Genomic DNA, 15,088 nt, shown 5'->3' with positions numbered 1-15,088 from the left:
AAGATGACCGGCAGCGAGCATAGCGCAATTGAGACTTACGAGTGCGATGTGCTCGTGGCCGGATCAGGCTGCTCCGGCATGTCGGCCGCGATCACCGCGCGCCAGCGCGGCCTCGACGTGTTGATCGTCGAGAAGGAGCCGCGCTTTGGCGGCACCACCGCCCGCTCCGGCGGCTGGCTCTGGATTCCCGGCACCTCGCTGGCAAAGGCCTACGGCATCGCCGAGACGCCGGAGCAGGCCCGCACCTATTTGCGGCATGAGGCCGGCAACAATTACGACGCCGCGCGCGTCGATGCATTTCTCTCGGCCGGTCCCGAGGCCGTCGATTTCTTCACCACCAAGACCGCGCTCCGCTTCGACATGCCGCTGGTGTTTCCCGACTACCACGCCGAAGCACCCGGCGGCGCGCAAGGCGGACGCTCCATGGTGACGCGCCCGTTCGACGGCCGCGAGCTCGGCGACCTCATCAAGACGCTGGGCATGCCGCTCCCCGAGCTGACCGTGTTCGGCATGATGCTCGGAAGCGGCAAGGAGATCATCCACTTCATGCGGGTGACGAAGTCGCTGACTTCCGCGGTCTACGTCGCCAAGCGCCTGTCGCGTCACCTGATGGACGTGCTGCGCTACGGTCGCGGCATGACGTTGACCAACGGCAATGCGCTCGCCGGGCGCCTCGCGAAATCCACGCAGGATCTGAAGATTCCAATGTGGCTGTCCTCGCCCGTGCGCGAGCTGACGGTCGAGAACGGCGCGGTCACCGGCGCGATCGTTTCGCGCGAGGGACGCGAGATGCGCGTCCGCGCGAGGCAAGGCGTCGTGCTGGCCTGCGGCGGCTTCCCGCATGACGTCGAACGCCGCAGAAAAATGTTTCCGCACGCCCCGACCGGCAACGAGCATTTCTCGCCGGGGCCCATCGGCAATACCGGCGATGGACTGCGTCTTGCGGAGCGCGCCGGCGGACATGTCGAGGATCGTCTGCCCAACGCAGCGGCCTGGGTGCCGGTGTCGCTGACCACGCGCAAGGACGGCTCGAAAGGCGTGATGCCCCATTTCATCGATCGCGCCAAACCCGGCGTGATCGCGGTGATGCGCGACGGCAAGCGCTTTTCCAATGAGGGCAATTCCTATCACGACTTCGTTCAGGCCATGATCAAGGCCGCCAAGCCCGGCGAGGAGATCGCCGCCTTCCTGGTCTGCGATCACCCAACGCTGCGCAAATACGGCCTCGGCTGCGTGCCGCCCTTCCCGATGCCGCTGGGTCATCACCTCAATACCAGCTATCTCATGCGCGGCGATACGCTGGAGGCGCTCGCGGCGAAGGCCGGCATCGACGCGGCGGCATTCGTCGAGACCGTCAGGCAGTTCAATGCCACCGCGCCGCAAGGCCATGATGCCGCCTTCGGCAAGGGCTCGAAGGCCTATAACCGCTACCAGGGCGACGCCATGCACGGCCCGAACCCCTGCGTCGCGCCGATCGAGAACGGGCCCTTCTATGCCATCAAGATGGTGATCGGCGATCTCGGCACCTATGCCGGCATCGTCACCGACGCGAACGCGCGGGCGCTCGATGCCGAGGGCCGGGTCATTCCCGGGCTCTATGCCGCCGGCAACGACATGGCGAGCATCATGGGCGGCAATTACCCGGGGGCCGGCATCACGCTTGGGCCGGCGCTGACCTTCGGCTACATTGCCGGCCGTCATCTCGCCGACAGCGCCGCCAAGCGCGACGCGGCGTAAGCCACGCCAGGAGGCGCATGAAGAGAGAAAGCCGCGGCATCCAGTCCATCGAGGTCGGCGGGGAGCTGCTCCGCGCCCTCGCAAGGTGCGGCGAGCCGATGATGCTGCGCGATCTCGCGCGCGAGGCCGGCATGTCGCCGGCCAAGGCGCATCCTTATCTCGCCAGCTTCTCCCGCATCAGGCTGATCGAGCAGGACGAGACCACCGGCCGCTACGAGATCGGCGCGCTGGCGCTGGAGCTCGGCCTGATCAGCCTGCGCCGCCTCTCCGGCGTGCGCATCGCAAGGCCGAAGATCGCCGCGCTCGCGAGCCAGATCGGACATGCGGTCTCACTGGCAGTCTGGGGCACGTACGGCCCGACCGTCGTCCAGCTCGAAGAGCCGGCCCAACCGGTCCACATCGTGATGCGCGCGGGGTCGGTGATGGCGCTGCTGGAGACGGCCACCGGCCGCGCCTTTGCGGCCTTCCTGCCGGAGAAGACCATCAACGCCGCGCTGGAGAGCGGGCTCGATCGTCACGGCGTCGGCTACAATCCGAAGCGCACCGTGAAGGGCCCGAAGGTCGCCGAGATGCTGACCGAGGTGCGCAAGCACGGCCTCGCCCGCGCGCTCGGCGATCCCCTGCCCGGCGTCAACGCGTTCTCGGCCCCCGTGTTCGATCATTCCGGCCATGTCGCGCTGGTCATCACGGCGATGGGGCCGGAAGGCACCTTCGATGCGCGCTGGGACAGCCCGATCGCGCATGCGTTGCGGGATTGCGCCGGTGGTATTTCGAAGCGGCTCGGCTACGGGATGACGGTTGCGGCGGAGTAGCCCTGCAGCGGGGAATCCAGTACGCCGCGGCCTCTCGGCTCAATCACGACTGCCTCTGGGATACTGGATCGCCCGCCTTCGCGGGCGATGACAGCGAATGTGGAGCGACGTCGTCGCCCTACTTCTCCTTCACCGGCACCGTGTAGTTCAGGATCAATCGCCCACCATCCGGATAGATCGTCTGCCCGGTGATGTAGGACGCATCGTCGCTCGCCAGGAACGCGACGACGGAGGCCACCTCGCTCGGCTCGCCGCCGCGGCCAGCTGGCGTGCGGGACATCACGGTCTTGCGCGCGTCCTCCGAGGTGTAGATCGACGACGCCACCATGTCGGTCAGGATCGTGCCCGGCCCGACCGCGACGACGCGGATGTTGTGCGGGGCGAGCGCGACGGCGGCAACCGAGGTCAGCTGCTTCATGCCGCCCTTGGACATCGCGTAGGTCGCCAGCGCCGGGATCGCCAGCAGCGCGTTCACCGAGGACATGTTGATGATGACCCCGCCGCCGCCTTGCGTGATCATTTGCTTCGCCGCCGCCTGCACGCCGAAGAACGCGCCCTTCAAATTGATGCCGATGATCTCGTCGAATTCCTCCTCGGATATCTCCAGGATGTCCCGGTTCCGGGCGACGCCGGCATTGTTGACCATGATGTCGAGCCGGCCGAATTCCTTCACGGCGGTGGCAACGAGCTGGTCGACATCGGCGCGCTTGGCGACGTTGCCGACGACGGTGCGCAAGGCCTCCGGATGTCCGAGCTCGGCAGCCGTCTTGGCGAGGCCCTCGGCATCGACATCCGAGATCACGACCTTGACGCCGTCATCCAAAAATCTCTTCGCGCAGGCCTTGCCGATGCCGCGCGCTGCGCCAGTGATGGCGGCGACCTTACCGGATAGCTTCATGGTCTCACTCCAGATAAGAGAACCTCAATTCGCCGCCGACTGCGTCGTCGCCGGCATGTAAATCTGCGCGTAGCCTTCCTTGATCGCGGCGGTGATGCGGTCGAGGCGGCGGTCGATGTGCTTTTCCAGCACGGAGACGCAAGTCCCCTCATTGCGCGCCTTGAGGCCTTCGACCACGGCGCGGTGCTCGCCTTGCGTGTTGGAGCGGTTGACGCGGTCCATGTCGATCCAGCGCACGAAGCGGATGCGGGCGTTGACGTTGCGCAGCACGCGCAGCATCTCGGCATTTTCAGACATCGCCATCAGCCGCTCGTGAAAGGTCTCGTCGAGCTCGACCTGCTCCAGCGAGGAGCGCTCGCCGGGATCGGGGCCGGTGGCTTCGAGGAACTTCAAGAGCGAATCGATGTCTTCGTCCCTGGCGCGCTTGATGGCGAGGCGGATCGAGGCGACCTCGATCGACTTGCGCAGCTCGTAGAGATCGAAGATCTCGCGCGCGTCGAGCTCGCGGCAGAAGAAACCCTTGCCCGGCGTGAAGCGAAGGAAACCCTCGGTGTTGAGACGGTTGAGCGCCTCGCGCAGCGGGGTGCGGCTGACGCCGAGGCGTTTGGCCAGCTCACCTTCGTTGAGCCGCTCGCCCGGTTTGAACGCGTAGCTCACGGCCATCGCCTTGAGTTGTTCATAGACACGATCAACGATGCTGTCGGAAGCCAGTTCCACGTTGCTCTTCATAGGTTGCACTTGCGCTCGAACACAGCCGAATATAGGGGGGACGCGGGCGCGATGGCAATGCGCGGGGGCAGAGCTAGCAGAAGTTGTTCAAGCCTTTGCGACGATCGGAATCACGCAAAGACGCGCGGGCGCAGTCCGGCGTGAAACCAGGTGATCATGGAATAGATGTCGTAGACCGGCAGGCCGACCTCGGCCTGAAGTGCTGCCGCATAAGGCGGCATGTTGGTGCATTCGAGCACGATCGCGCCGACATCGGGATTTTTGGCGACGAGCTGCTTGCCGGCCTCGACCACGTCGCGCTCGGCCTGCGCGATGTCCATGTCGTCCTTCTCGGCCTTGATCAGGACGCGGAAGAATTCCTTGCCGTTCTCGGTGCCGACCAGCGGCGTGTCGAGCGGTACCCCCGCGCCTTCGAGATGGGCCGGCGTCAAGGTCGAGCCCGACACCGTGACGAGGCCGACGCGCTTGCCCGGCGGCAAGGTCGCCTGCACCCATGGCACCTGCATCAGCGACGAGGTCGCAACGGGAACGCCGACCGCGGCGGCGATCTCCTTCTGGAACAGCGAGAGAAAGCCGCAATTGGTGGTGATGGCCTCGGCGCCGAGCCGGACCAGATCCTTGGCGGCATCGATGAAATCGGGCAGCAGGCCGGCCGCGCCCTTCAGCACCACCTTCTCCGGCGAAGCGCCGCTCACCACGCGATAGAGCACGGGGAATGGCCAGGTCGTGCCGTTGCCCATGTCGCCGGGAATGCGGGGGAACCGCGCTTCCAGCATCAAAATGCCGAGCGGCGCGCCATAGATGGCCTTGCCGCCGCGGGCGGTGCGGAAGGACGAGTTGGCTGAATGGGTCATGCTGCGACCTCAGAGGAAACGTTCAGGCGCAAACGGCGCCAGCGGAATCTCCGGCGCCTTGCCGCTGAGGAGCTGCGCGACGAGCCGGCCGGTACGGGCCGAACCGACCAGGCCGACATGGCCGTGGCCGAAGGCATAGACGATGTCGCGCGAGGCGCGCGCATAGCCGATGCAGGGGCGCCCGTCGGGCATGCTCGGCCGATGCCCGAACCAGGTCTTGATGCGAGAGGCCGGAATATCCTTCGGCAGCTTTGGAAACATACTGATGAGGTGGTTGCGCAAGATCTCGGCGCGCTTCCAGTTCGGCGCGGCCTGAAGGCCCGCGATCTCGACCGTGCCGGCGGCGCGCAGGCCCTTGTTGGTCCAGTTCACCACCATCTTGGCGTCGGATGCCATCATCGAGCTGCGCGGACCTGACTCCGGGTTCTCTATCATGACATGGTAGCCGCGCTCGGTCTCGAGCGGCAAGGGATCGCCGACCGATGCGGTGAGCTGCTTTGATCGGGCGCCGGCCGCGACGACGGCAGCATCACAGGCGATCTCGCCGGTCTCGGTAAGGACGGCCATGAGCTTGTCGCCATTCAACCTCAAGCCGGTCGCCTTGGCCCGCACATGCGTGACGCCGCTGGCGATCGCATGATTGGCAAGCGCCGCGACATAAGCACCGGGATCGCGGCAGCGCCCGGCCTCCTCCACCACCACGCCAAAGGTGTAGCGCGGATGCAGATCGGGCTCGCGCTGGCGCATCTCGTCGGCCTTGAGCTCCAGCCATTCGACGCCGACCTTCTTGCGCAGGCGCCAGCCGAGATCGTTGTCGAAATTGCCGCGCGACGGAAACACATGCATCACGCCATTGCGCTCGATCAGTTCGGGCACGCCGGCCTCCTCTGCCAGCTTCCGGTGCAGCAGCGGCGCGTCCTTCAACAGGTCGCGCAGGGCAAACGCCGTTGTCTCGACGCGCGCCTCGGTCCAGCCCGACAGCAGATATTTGGTCAGCCAGGGCAGCGCCTTCGGCAAATAAGACCAGCGGATCGCGAGCGGCCCGAGCGGGTCCATTAGATAGCCCGGCACCTTCTTCCAGATGCCCGGCTCCGCCGGCGGGATCACCGAATGCGATGACAGCCAGCCGGCATTGCCATAGCTCGCCGCCTGTTCGCCGCCGGGCTCGCCCGGATCGATCAGCGTGACGCGATGGCCCTCGCGCAGCGCCTCGATGGCGCTGATCACCCCGACAGCGCCGGCTCCGATGATCGCAACGTGGCGACCGGACGTCATCGCTTACGCCTTCACCGCGGGCGCAAAGTCCTTGCCGACCGAGATCGCGCGCGGGTCGATGATGCAGTGGAGGATCGACGGCTTGCCCGAGGCCAGCGCCCGCTCGAATGCGGGCGCGAATTCTTCCGTGCGCTCGACGCGCTCGCCATGGCCGCCGAACGCCTTCGCGTACATTGCAAAGTCGGGGTTCTTGAGCTGGGTGCCGACCACGCGGCCGGGATAGTCGCGCTCCTGGTGCATGCGGATGGTGCCGTATTGCGAATTGTCGACCACGATCACGACCAGCGGCGCGTCGTACTGCACGGCGGTCGCGAATTCCTGGCCGTTCATCAGAAAGCATCCGTCGCCGGCAAAGGCGACGACGGTGCGATCCGGATATTGCCGCTTGGCGAGAACCGCCGCCGGGACGCCGTAGCCCATCGAGCCAGAGGTCGGCGCCAACTGCGCGGCAAAGCTGTGGAAGCGGTGATGACGATGGATCCAACCGGCATAATTGCCGGCGCCGTTGCAGACGATGGCGTCCTTCGGCAGCCGGTCGCGCAGCCAGGTCATGACCTGGCCGTACTGGAACGTGCCCGGCAGCTCGCGGGCCTTCTCGGTCCAGGCGAGATAATCGGCGTGCGCCTTGGCGGCCTCGCCCTTCCAGGCCACCGCGCCTGATGGCTTGAGCGTCTCGACCGCGGCGGCGAACGCGGCGGGCGTCGCCTGGATCGCGAGCGCCGGCTGATAGACCCGGCCGAGCTCTTCGGAGCCCGGATGCACATGGATCAGCTTCTGCTGCGGGTTCGGAATATCGAGCAGCGTGTAAGACGAGGACGGCATCTCCGACATGCGGCCGCCGACGAGAAGTACGACATCGGCGTTGTCGATGCGCGCCTTCAGCCCCGGGCTCGGCCCGATGCCGAGATCGCCAGCATAATGCGAATGGTCGGCATCGATCAGCGAGGCCCGGCGGAACGAGGTCGCGACCGGGAGGTCGAAGCGCTCGGCAAAGCGGGCAATGCTCTTGGTGGCGTCATCGGTCCAGCGCGAGCCGCCGAGGATGACGAGCGGCGCCTTGGCGCCGGCGAGCATGGCACCGAGCTTTTCGATATCGGCCGGCGCGGGCCAGCTCACGGCAGGCTCGATGCGCATGGCATCGGCTACGGCGGCGGTCTCGGTCAGCATGTTCTCGGGAAGCGAGATCACGACGGGACCGGGACGGCCCTGCATGGCGACGCGGAAGGCGCGCGCCACCAGCTCCGGAATGCGATCGGGACGATCGATCTCGACCGCCCACTTCGCCATGGTGCCGAACACCGCCTTGTAGTCCAGCTCCTGGAACGCCTCGCGCTCGCGCATGCCGGTGTCGACCTGACCGACGAACAGGATCATCGGCGTCGAATCCTGCATCGCGATGTGGACGCCGTGGCTGGCATTGGTGGCGCCGGGGCCGCGGGTGACGAAGCAGATGCCGGGCCGGCCCGTAAGCTTGCCATAGGCTTCCGCCATCATCGCAGCACCACCCTCGGCGCGGCAGATCATGACGTCGATCGGGCTGTCATGCAGCGCATCGAGCGCGGCGAGATAGCTCTCGCCCGGCACGCAGGTGACGCGCTCGACGCCCTGGGCGACGAGCTGATCGATCAGGATCTGGCCCCCGGTGCGGGTGTTGCGGATGGTCATGACGGCTCCCTCAAGGATCTGGCGATCAAGGTTTGGGCGATGCGCCTCACCGCCTCTCGATCATTTGGTTCGACGCTGGCGTAGGACAGGCAGGTAGAGCGCGCAAGATCGAAAGGCTTCTCGCACCCTGCGCAGGCGTCATGCCCGCCTTTGCCGTTTGCACGACCGCCCATTTGTCGGGCTTGATGGAAGGATTGCGGTTGAGATGCCACCGCCCGGGTGTCCCGGCTCTGCAGCGCACCGTCGCACCGGACGATGCTTCGCGTCGCCGGGGGGACGCTGCGCCGCGTCCGGGGCACGAGCGCTCTCTCCACGCCGTCATTGCGAGAGCCCCTTGCGACGAAGCAAGCCAGAATCCCTCCATGGATGTCACTGTCATTCCCCGCGAAGGCGGGGAATCTAGTACGCCGCGGCCTATCGGTTCAATCACAAGCGTCTCTGGAATACTGGATCGCCCGGTCAAGCCGGGCGATGACAGCGAATGTGTGTGGCAGACACAATGCCGTAGGGTGGGCAAAGGCGCACTGCGCCGTGCCCACCAGATTCAATCGCGACACGAGATGCGTGGGCACGCTTGCGCTTTGCCCACCCTACGATGTCGGAGTTTGTGACATGCAGACACGCTTTCGCATTCCCGCGGCGCTTCCGCCCGAGCTTTGCGCTCCGCATCCCCCCTCAACAGAAAGGCGCAGGGAAGCCGGGCGCCGGCTGGCACCCGCGGGTCCGTCGCGCGATGAGATGCACACGCAATGCACAACGGATCAACAGGTGAAGCCGAAACGTCCGGCCTTCCCTGCGCGATGGTCTGACGGCGTATGGCGCGCTCTCCCCGGAGACGAGTTCCTGCTTGCCTCCGTCACCCCGCGAATTGGCGGCGCGCGTCGCCCGGTCGGGCTCTGGTTAGGCCTGACGGTGCATTAAGCCGCAATCAAGCGATGGCTACCGCGCTTCGACGTCTTCGTTTACGATCCGGCCGAACCACATCGTCGAGGACACCGGAATGCAAACCATCGGTCTGATCGGGGGCATGAGCTGGGAGAGCACGGCGCTCTACTACAAGCTCATCAATGAGCGGGTCCGCGACCGCATCGGCAAGCTGCATTCGGCTCCGCTGTTGCTGTATTCCTACGATTTCGAAGAGATCAAGCAGATGCAATACGCGGGTCGCTGGAGCGAGGCGGCGGCCAGCCTGGCAGAGGTCGCGCGGCGTCTTGAGGGCGCCGGCGCGCGGGCGATCGTGCTGTGCACGAACACGATGCACAAGCTGGCGCCCGACATCATCTCCAGCGTGACCGTTCCGTTCATCCATCTTGGCGACGCGACGGCCAAGCGGATCCGGGCGAAGGGATATCGGCGGGTCGGGCTGCTCGGCACCAAGTTCACGATGGAGGAGGACTTCTACATCGACCGGCTGCGCGCGCATGATCTCGACGTGCTGGTTCCTCCCACTGAGGCCCGCGCCGACGTGAACCGCATCATCTACGACGAGCTGTGCCTTGGGGTTGTCGCCGATCCCTCGCGCCGCCGCTACCAGGAGGTGATGGCAGCGCTGGTCGCCGCCGGCGCCGAGTGCATCATCCTCGGCTGCACCGAGATCACGATGCTGGTCGGCCCTGACGACACATCAGTGGAGACGTTCGACACGACGGCCATTCACGCCGAGACGGCGGCGGATTTCGCCATCGGGTGATGCGATGTCGGCCGTCGCCGAGCCCCGCCTCTATCACCGATGCTCGATCGCGCGGATCGCGCCGCGAAGCTCGGCGAGACCGCGCAGGCGGCCGATCGCGGTGTAGCCGGGATTGGTGCGCTTGGTCGCCGCGAGATCGTCGAGCATGCGGTGACCATGGTCGGGACGGAACACGATCTGCTTGTCGGGCGAACGCTTGGCGTTCTCCTTGAGCAGCGCCTTGAGCACCGCGACCATGTCGACGTCACCGTCGAGATGATCGGATTCGTAGAACGACAGCCCGTCGGCCTCGCGCTTGGTGGCGCGGAGATGCGCGAACGCAATACGCGGGCCGAAGCGTTCGGCCATTTCAGGCAGATTGTTTTCCGCCCGCACGCCGAGCGAGCCCGTGCACAGGCAGATGCCGTTGGCCCGGGACGGCACGGCGTCGAACAGCGCCTGATAATCATCAGCGCTTGAGGCGATACGCGGCAGGCCGAACAGCGGCCGCGGCGGGTCGTCCGGATGCAGGGTCAAGGACACCCCGAGCTGCTCGGCCACCGGCGTCACGCGCCCGAGGAATTCGGCGAGATGCTGCCGCAGGATTTTTGGCGTGATGTCGCGATAAGTCTCGAGCCGATCGCGGAATTGCGGGATCGTCATCGGCTCGGTGGTCGACCCGGGCAGCGCGCTGGCAATGACCATGACGAGATAATCGATATCGGCCTGGCTCATCTGGTCGAACAGCTTTTTCGCGCGCGCCTGCTGCTCAGGTGAATATTCCTGTACGGCAGCCGGGCGCTTGAGGATATGCAGCTCGAACGCGGCAAAACGGTCCTGGTCGAAGCGCATGGCGCGGGCCCCGTTCGGCAGCTCCCACTCGAGGTCAGTGCGGCACCAATCGACCACAGGCATGAAATTGTAGCAGATGATCTTGATGCCGGAGGCCGCGACACCTTCGAGGCTCGCGATCCAGGCCTCGATCGACTTGGTCGCCTTGCCGCCGAGCCGCTTGACGTCGTCGGGGATCGGAATCGATTCCACCACCGACCAGGTCAGCTGCGAGCGCCCCGGCTGGCCGCGCTCGATGAAGTTCTTGCGCTCCTCGACCGCCTTGCGCGTCCAGGCCTCGCCGATCGGCACCTGATGCAGCGCCGAGACGATGTCGGTCGCCCCGGCCTGCCTGACGTCATCCAGGGACACGGGATCATCGGGCCCGTACCAGCGCCAACCTTCGAGCATCATGCACAATCTCCGATCAGTTCGCGGTCAGCACGACCTTGACGCTCTGCGACCGGTCGAGCGCCAGCCTGAGCGCATCGGGCGCGGTCGACAGCGGCCGCTCGGCGGTGACCAGCGACAGCACGTCGACGCTGCCATTAGAGATCAGTTCCACGGCGGTTGAGAATTCGAAGCCGAAGCGGAACGAGCCGCGCAGGTCGATCTCCTTCGCCATCACCGCATTCGACGGCGTCGGGATCTGGCCGCCCGGCAGATTGCCGATCTGCACCACGATGCCGCCGCGCCTGACGATGCCGATGGCGCTCGCAAGACCCGCGGCCGTGCCGGAGACTTCAAACGCGACGTCGTAGGGACGGGACGCAGCCTGCGCCTTCATGCCCTCTTCCCCGGCCGACACGTTCTCGACATGCGAAGCACCGAGCTTGGTCGCAAAAGCCAGCGGTGCCGGCGCGATGTCGGCGACCGTCACATCGGCCATGCCGGCGCGGTGCGCGGCGAGCATGGTCAGAAGCCCGATCGGGCCGGCACCGAAGATGATGCCGCGCTTGCCCTCGATATTGCCGGCGCGCGCAACCGCGTGCAGGCAGACCGAAAGCGGCTCCGCCAGGGCGGCGGCCTGGTAAGATACATGGTCCGGAATCTTCACGCACTGTGCCGGGATTGCGTCGAAATAATTGGCGAAGCCGCCCTGCATGTGCGGCGTCTTCGAGGCCGAGCCCATGAAGTAGATGTTCTCGCACAGGTTCGGCCGGCCCTCGCGGCAGGCAACGCAATGGCCGCACCAGCGCGACGGATTGACGGCGACGCGGTCGCCAACCTTCAGGTTCACAGCCCCGCCGGAGATCTCCACGACCTCGCCCGAGATCTCATGTCCCAGCACCAGCGGCGACTTCACCACGAAATCGCCGGTGCGGGCATGGCGGAAATAGTGCATGTCCGAGCCGCAGATGCCGCCGGCGCCGAAGCGGATGCGCACCATGCCGTCGGCGAGCTTGTCGAGCGGATGCTCGACCATGCGCAGATCTTCGGGCCCGAACAGGGTAGCGGCGAGAGCAACGGAGGTCATTTGGAGAGTCCCATATATTTAGGCAGCCAGAGGGTCAGTTCGGGAATGTAGGTGATCGCGATCAGCGCGAGCATCAGCGGCACCAGCCAGGGCAGGATTGCCACCGTGGTGCGCTCGACCGAGAGCTTGGCCACGCGCGCCAGCACGAACAGGACCATGCCAAGGGGCGGATGCAGCAGGCCGATCATCAGGTTCAGCGTCATGATCAGGCCAAAGTGGATCGGATCGATGCCGAGCTTGAGCACGATCGGCAGCAAGATCGGTACCAGGATGGTGATTGCCGCCGTGGTGTCGATGAAGCAGCCGACGAACAGGATCAGCACGTTGGCGAGCGCTAGGAACACCCATTTGTTGTGGGTGATGCTGAGCATCCAGTCCGACAGCATCTGCGCCGCCTGCGACACCGTCAGCAGCCAGGCGAAGATCGAGGCCGCCGTGACGATGAACAGCACCGAGGCCGTGGTCTCGATGGTGTCGAAGGTCGCCTTCGCCACCGTCTTCAAGGTCATGGTGCGGTAGCGGACGAGACCGAGGAACAGCGACCAGATCACCGCGGCAACCGCGGCCTCCGTCGGCGTGAACCAGCCGAGCGTCATGCCGCCGATCAGGATCACCGGCGCCATCAGCGCCATCACCGCCGAGAAGTCGAAATACCAGTCGATGATCAGCAGCGTGCCGAGGCCGATGACGACCGCCATGTTGACCGACATGCCCGCAAGCACCATCAGCCAGATCGCCATCGGGAACGCCAGCACGATGGCGATCTCGAGGCCGGCCGAACCGAGCTGCGGCCAGGAGAACGGCGTGTCGCTGCCCCATTTGTTCTTGTGCGCGAAATAGGTGACCGTCGCCATCATCAGCAGCGTCATGACGATGCCGGGAATGACACCGCCGAGGAACAGCGCGCCGATCGAGACGTTTGCCATCATGCCGTAGATCACGAAAGGCAGCGACGGCGGGATGATCGGCCCGAGTGTCGCCGAGGCCGCGGTGACGCCGACCGAGAACTCGGTGGAGTAGCCATGGTCCTTCATCGCCTTGATCTCGATGGTGCCGAGACCGGCGGCATCGGCGATTGCCGTGCCGGACATGCCGGAGAAGATCACCGAGCCGATGATGTTGACGTGGCCGAGGCCGCCGCGCATCCAGCCGACCAGCGCCACGGCGAATTTGTAGATGCGGCCAGTGACGCCGGCGATGTTCATGAGATTGCCGGCCAGGATGAAGAACGGCACGGCGAGCAGCGGAAAGCTCTCGACGCCGGCGATCATGCGTTGGGCCAGCGTGACATCGGGCGTCACGCCGCTGACCAAGATATAGAGCAGCGACGATGCGGCCATGGCGATCGCCACGGGAACGCCGAGCAGCATCAGGATGAGAAAGCCTCCAAGCAACAGCAGCATGGTCTTATCCTTCAAAACCGTCGTAGGCGCCGGGACGTTCGAGGATCGAATAACCCTGTCGCAAATGTTGGATGGCCACCTGCACCGAGCGCACGAACATCAGCACGAAACCGGCCAGCACGGCGTAATAGACGTAGTCCTTTGGCAAGTTGATCGTGGTCATCGACTCATCGCCGATGATCTGGATGTAGACCCAGACCAGCTTGATGGCGTAGCCGAAGAAGGCGATCCGGATCAGGTCGATCACCGTCGACAGGGCGCGCGCCACGAGGTGCGGCAGATAGCGGTAGACGAGGTCGACCTGGATGTGCCGCGACAGCCGCACGCACATCGAGGCGCCGATGAAGACCACGCCGATCAGGCAATAGGTCGCGATCTCCTCGGTCCAGGCGTAGCTGTCGTTGAGCACGTAGCGGGTGAAGAACTGGAGGAAGACGGCGAGCGCCATCACCCAGAAGATCGCGAGCGCCACCCAGTCCTCGAACGCGTAGATGCCGAGGTCGACCTTCGGCGTCGCCTCCTCCTCGAAGGTATGGGCGATCTCGTCCGCGGTGATCTGCCGGTGTATTTCGGCGGTGGACATGGGTTGCTCCTCAAATCTCTCGATCGTCATTCCGGGGCGGCTCGAAGAGCCGAACCCGGAATCTCGAGGTTCCGGATTCGACGCTTACGCGTCGCTCCGGAACGACTTGGCATCGATTACTTGACCGCCTGGATCTTTTCCCAGTCGGCCTTGCGATAGCCGAAGGTCTCGAACGCGACGTTCTTCAGCACGGTGTCGCGGAACTCGTTCTTGTCGACCTCGGTCACGCTCAAGCCCTTCTCCTTGAAGAAGGCGACCAGCTTGGCCTCGTTCTGCTTGATCTCCGCGGTCGCCTTGGCGGCGGCCTCCTGGGCGACGTCGGTGAAGATCTTCTTGTCCTCGTCGGAGAGCTTCTTCCACAGCGCGCCCGCGACCACCGTGTTAAGGTGATCGACGATATGGCCGGTCAGCACGATGTGCTTCTGCACCTCGTAGAACTTCTTGGCCTCGATCGTGGTCAGCGGGTTTTCCTGCGCCTCGACGGTGCCGTTCTGGAGCGCAAGATAGACTTCGGCGAAGGCGATCGGCGCGGTGTTGGCACCGCAGGCGCGCGGCATCGCGAGATAGGCAGGAACGTCGGGCACGCGCATCTTCAGGCCCTTCATGTCGGCGCAGGTCTTGATCGGCTTGTTCGACGAGGTCTGGCGCACGCCGTAATAGGTCACCGCGACGATGTGGTGGCCGCTCTTGTCCTCATAGCCCTTGGCGAGCTCCTTGAAGATGTCGCTCTTGGTGTAGGCGAGCAGATGATCGGCATCGCGGAACGTATAGGGATAATAGGTCACGCCGATCGGCGGGAAGCTCTTGGCCGCGAAGCTCGAGCCGGAGATGATGATGTCGACCGAGCCGAGCGACAGGCCCTGGTTGATGTCGGCTTCCTTGCCGAGCTGCGAGGCCGGATAGACGTCGATCGCATAGCGCCCGTTGGTGCGCTTGCCGATCTCCTGCGCGGCCCAGACCGAGGCGGTGTGGAACGGCTCCGAGGTCTCGTAGACATGGGCCCATTTGAGCTTGGTCTGCGCCACGCTGGCCTGGGTGGCCGCCAATAGTGTGGCGGCGGACATCACTGCTGCAATCGTCATTTTCTTCAACATCGACTTTTCCTCCATCGTTCAAGTCTGCTTCTTGTTCGCCCGCCCCGGCTGGAAGCGGGCC

Annotated in this window: 13 protein-coding genes; 3 read left to right on the top strand and 10 right to left on the bottom strand. The window is 65.3% G+C overall.

Features of this window, described 5'->3' with window-relative positions; translation table 11 throughout:
• The first annotated feature begins 3 nt into the window (after positions 1–3).
• Together RAD10_RS11855 and RAD10_RS11850 are read left to right on the top strand one after the other, a co-directional pair.
• Positions 4–1,737: an FAD-dependent oxidoreductase gene (locus RAD10_RS11855; RefSeq protein WP_461617612.1), complete on the top strand. Its 1,734-nt coding sequence runs from the start codon at positions 4–6 to the stop codon at positions 1,735–1,737.
• A gap of 17 nt (positions 1,738–1,754) precedes the next feature.
• Positions 1,755–2,549, top strand: coding sequence for an IclR family transcriptional regulator (locus tag RAD10_RS11850; RefSeq protein ID WP_461617611.1), 795 nt, complete (start codon positions 1,755–1,757; stop codon positions 2,547–2,549).
• 118 nt (positions 2,550–2,667) lie between these two features.
• Here the strand turns inward: RAD10_RS11850 and RAD10_RS11845 are convergent, their stop codons facing one another.
• The 5 genes from RAD10_RS11845 to RAD10_RS11825 form a co-directional block, all read right to left on the bottom strand.
• On the bottom strand, positions 2,668–3,447 hold the full coding sequence (locus RAD10_RS11845; protein WP_461617610.1) for an SDR family NAD(P)-dependent oxidoreductase: 780 nt from the start codon (positions 3,445–3,447) through the stop codon (positions 2,668–2,670).
• A gap of 24 nt (positions 3,448–3,471) precedes the next feature.
• The gene (locus RAD10_RS11840; protein WP_461617609.1) at positions 3,472–4,164 is read right to left on the bottom strand and encodes a GntR family transcriptional regulator; all 693 of its coding nucleotides are present in this window, start codon (positions 4,162–4,164) and stop codon (positions 3,472–3,474) included.
• A 122-nt stretch (positions 4,165–4,286) separates the two neighbouring features.
• The gene (locus RAD10_RS11835; protein ID WP_461617608.1) at positions 4,287–5,030 is read right to left on the bottom strand and encodes an aspartate/glutamate racemase family protein; all 744 of its coding nucleotides are present in this window, start codon (positions 5,028–5,030) and stop codon (positions 4,287–4,289) included.
• 9 nt (positions 5,031–5,039) lie between these two features.
• Positions 5,040–6,305: an NAD(P)/FAD-dependent oxidoreductase gene (locus RAD10_RS11830; RefSeq protein WP_461617607.1), complete on the bottom strand. Its 1,266-nt coding sequence runs from the start codon at positions 6,303–6,305 to the stop codon at positions 5,040–5,042.
• Between the two features lie 3 nt (positions 6,306–6,308).
• Complete coding sequence (locus RAD10_RS11825) at positions 6,309–7,970, bottom strand: thiamine pyrophosphate-binding protein (protein ID WP_461617606.1); 1,662 nt, start codon at positions 7,968–7,970, stop codon at positions 6,309–6,311.
• A gap of 1,000 nt (positions 7,971–8,970) precedes the next feature.
• On the opposite strand from RAD10_RS11825, the gene RAD10_RS11820 reads away from it, so the two are divergent.
• Complete coding sequence (locus tag RAD10_RS11820) at positions 8,971–9,660, top strand: aspartate/glutamate racemase family protein (protein ID WP_461617605.1); 690 nt, start codon at positions 8,971–8,973, stop codon at positions 9,658–9,660.
• A gap of 33 nt (positions 9,661–9,693) precedes the next feature.
• On the opposite strand, the gene uxuA is transcribed toward RAD10_RS11820, so the two are convergent.
• The 5 genes from uxuA to RAD10_RS11795 form a co-directional block, all read right to left on the bottom strand.
• On the bottom strand, positions 9,694–10,884 hold the full coding sequence (gene uxuA / locus RAD10_RS11815; protein WP_461617604.1) for a mannonate dehydratase: 1,191 nt from the start codon (positions 10,882–10,884) through the stop codon (positions 9,694–9,696).
• Positions 10,885–10,897: 13 nt separating this feature from the next.
• The gene (locus RAD10_RS11810; protein ID WP_461617603.1) at positions 10,898–11,947 is read right to left on the bottom strand and encodes an L-idonate 5-dehydrogenase; all 1,050 of its coding nucleotides are present in this window, start codon (positions 11,945–11,947) and stop codon (positions 10,898–10,900) included.
• Complete coding sequence (locus RAD10_RS11805; RefSeq protein ID WP_028145709.1) at positions 11,944–13,350, bottom strand: TRAP transporter large permease; 1,407 nt, start codon at positions 13,348–13,350, stop codon at positions 11,944–11,946. The genes RAD10_RS11810 and RAD10_RS11805 overlap by 4 nt, the downstream gene beginning before the upstream one ends.
• 4 nt (positions 13,351–13,354) lie before the next feature.
• Positions 13,355–13,933, bottom strand: a complete 579-nt coding sequence (locus RAD10_RS11800; RefSeq protein WP_461617602.1) for a TRAP transporter small permease — start codon at positions 13,931–13,933, stop codon at positions 13,355–13,357.
• A 116-nt stretch (positions 13,934–14,049) separates the two neighbouring features.
• Positions 14,050–15,015: a sialic acid TRAP transporter substrate-binding protein SiaP gene (locus RAD10_RS11795; RefSeq protein WP_409362392.1), complete on the bottom strand. Its 966-nt coding sequence runs from the start codon at positions 15,013–15,015 to the stop codon at positions 14,050–14,052.
• Positions 15,016–15,088: the final 73 nt, after the last annotated feature.

The sequence above is a fragment of the Bradyrhizobium sp. 23AC genome (genome assembly GCF_054863025.1).
The sequence above is the reverse complement of the archived record's forward strand: the minus strand, read 5'-3'. Positions and strand labels throughout refer to the sequence as shown.

Bases quoted from the DNA above. Each gene is read 5' to 3' on its own strand.
- RAD10_RS11855 (WP_461617612.1), top strand. From the start codon at position 4: ATGACCGGCAGCGAGCATAGCGCAATTGAGACTTACGAGTGCGATGTG.
- RAD10_RS11850 (WP_461617611.1), top strand. From the start codon at position 1,755: ATGAAGAGAGAAAGCCGCGGCATCCAGTCCATCGAGGTCGGCGGGGAG.
- RAD10_RS11845 (WP_461617610.1), bottom strand. From the start codon at position 3,447: ATGAAGCTATCCGGTAAGGTCGCCGCCATCACTGGCGCAGCGCGCGGC.
- RAD10_RS11835 (WP_461617608.1), bottom strand. From the start codon at position 5,030: ATGACCCATTCAGCCAACTCGTCCTTCCGCACCGCCCGCGGCGGCAAG.
- RAD10_RS11830 (WP_461617607.1), bottom strand. From the start codon at position 6,305: ATGACGTCCGGTCGCCACGTTGCGATCATCGGAGCCGGCGCTGTCGGG.
- RAD10_RS11825 (WP_461617606.1), bottom strand. From the start codon at position 7,970: ATGACCATCCGCAACACCCGCACCGGGGGCCAGATCCTGATCGATCAG.
- RAD10_RS11820 (WP_461617605.1), top strand. From the start codon at position 8,971: ATGCAAACCATCGGTCTGATCGGGGGCATGAGCTGGGAGAGCACGGCG.
- uxuA (WP_461617604.1), bottom strand. From the start codon at position 10,884: ATGATGCTCGAAGGTTGGCGCTGGTACGGGCCCGATGATCCCGTGTCC.
- RAD10_RS11810 (WP_461617603.1), bottom strand. From the start codon at position 11,947: ATGACCTCCGTTGCTCTCGCCGCTACCCTGTTCGGGCCCGAAGATCTG.
- RAD10_RS11805 (WP_028145709.1), bottom strand. From the start codon at position 13,350: ATGCTGCTGTTGCTTGGAGGCTTTCTCATCCTGATGCTGCTCGGCGTT.
- RAD10_RS11800 (WP_461617602.1), bottom strand. From the start codon at position 13,933: ATGTCCACCGCCGAAATACACCGGCAGATCACCGCGGACGAGATCGCC.
- RAD10_RS11795 (WP_409362392.1), bottom strand. From the start codon at position 15,015: ATGACGATTGCAGCAGTGATGTCCGCCGCCACACTATTGGCGGCCACC.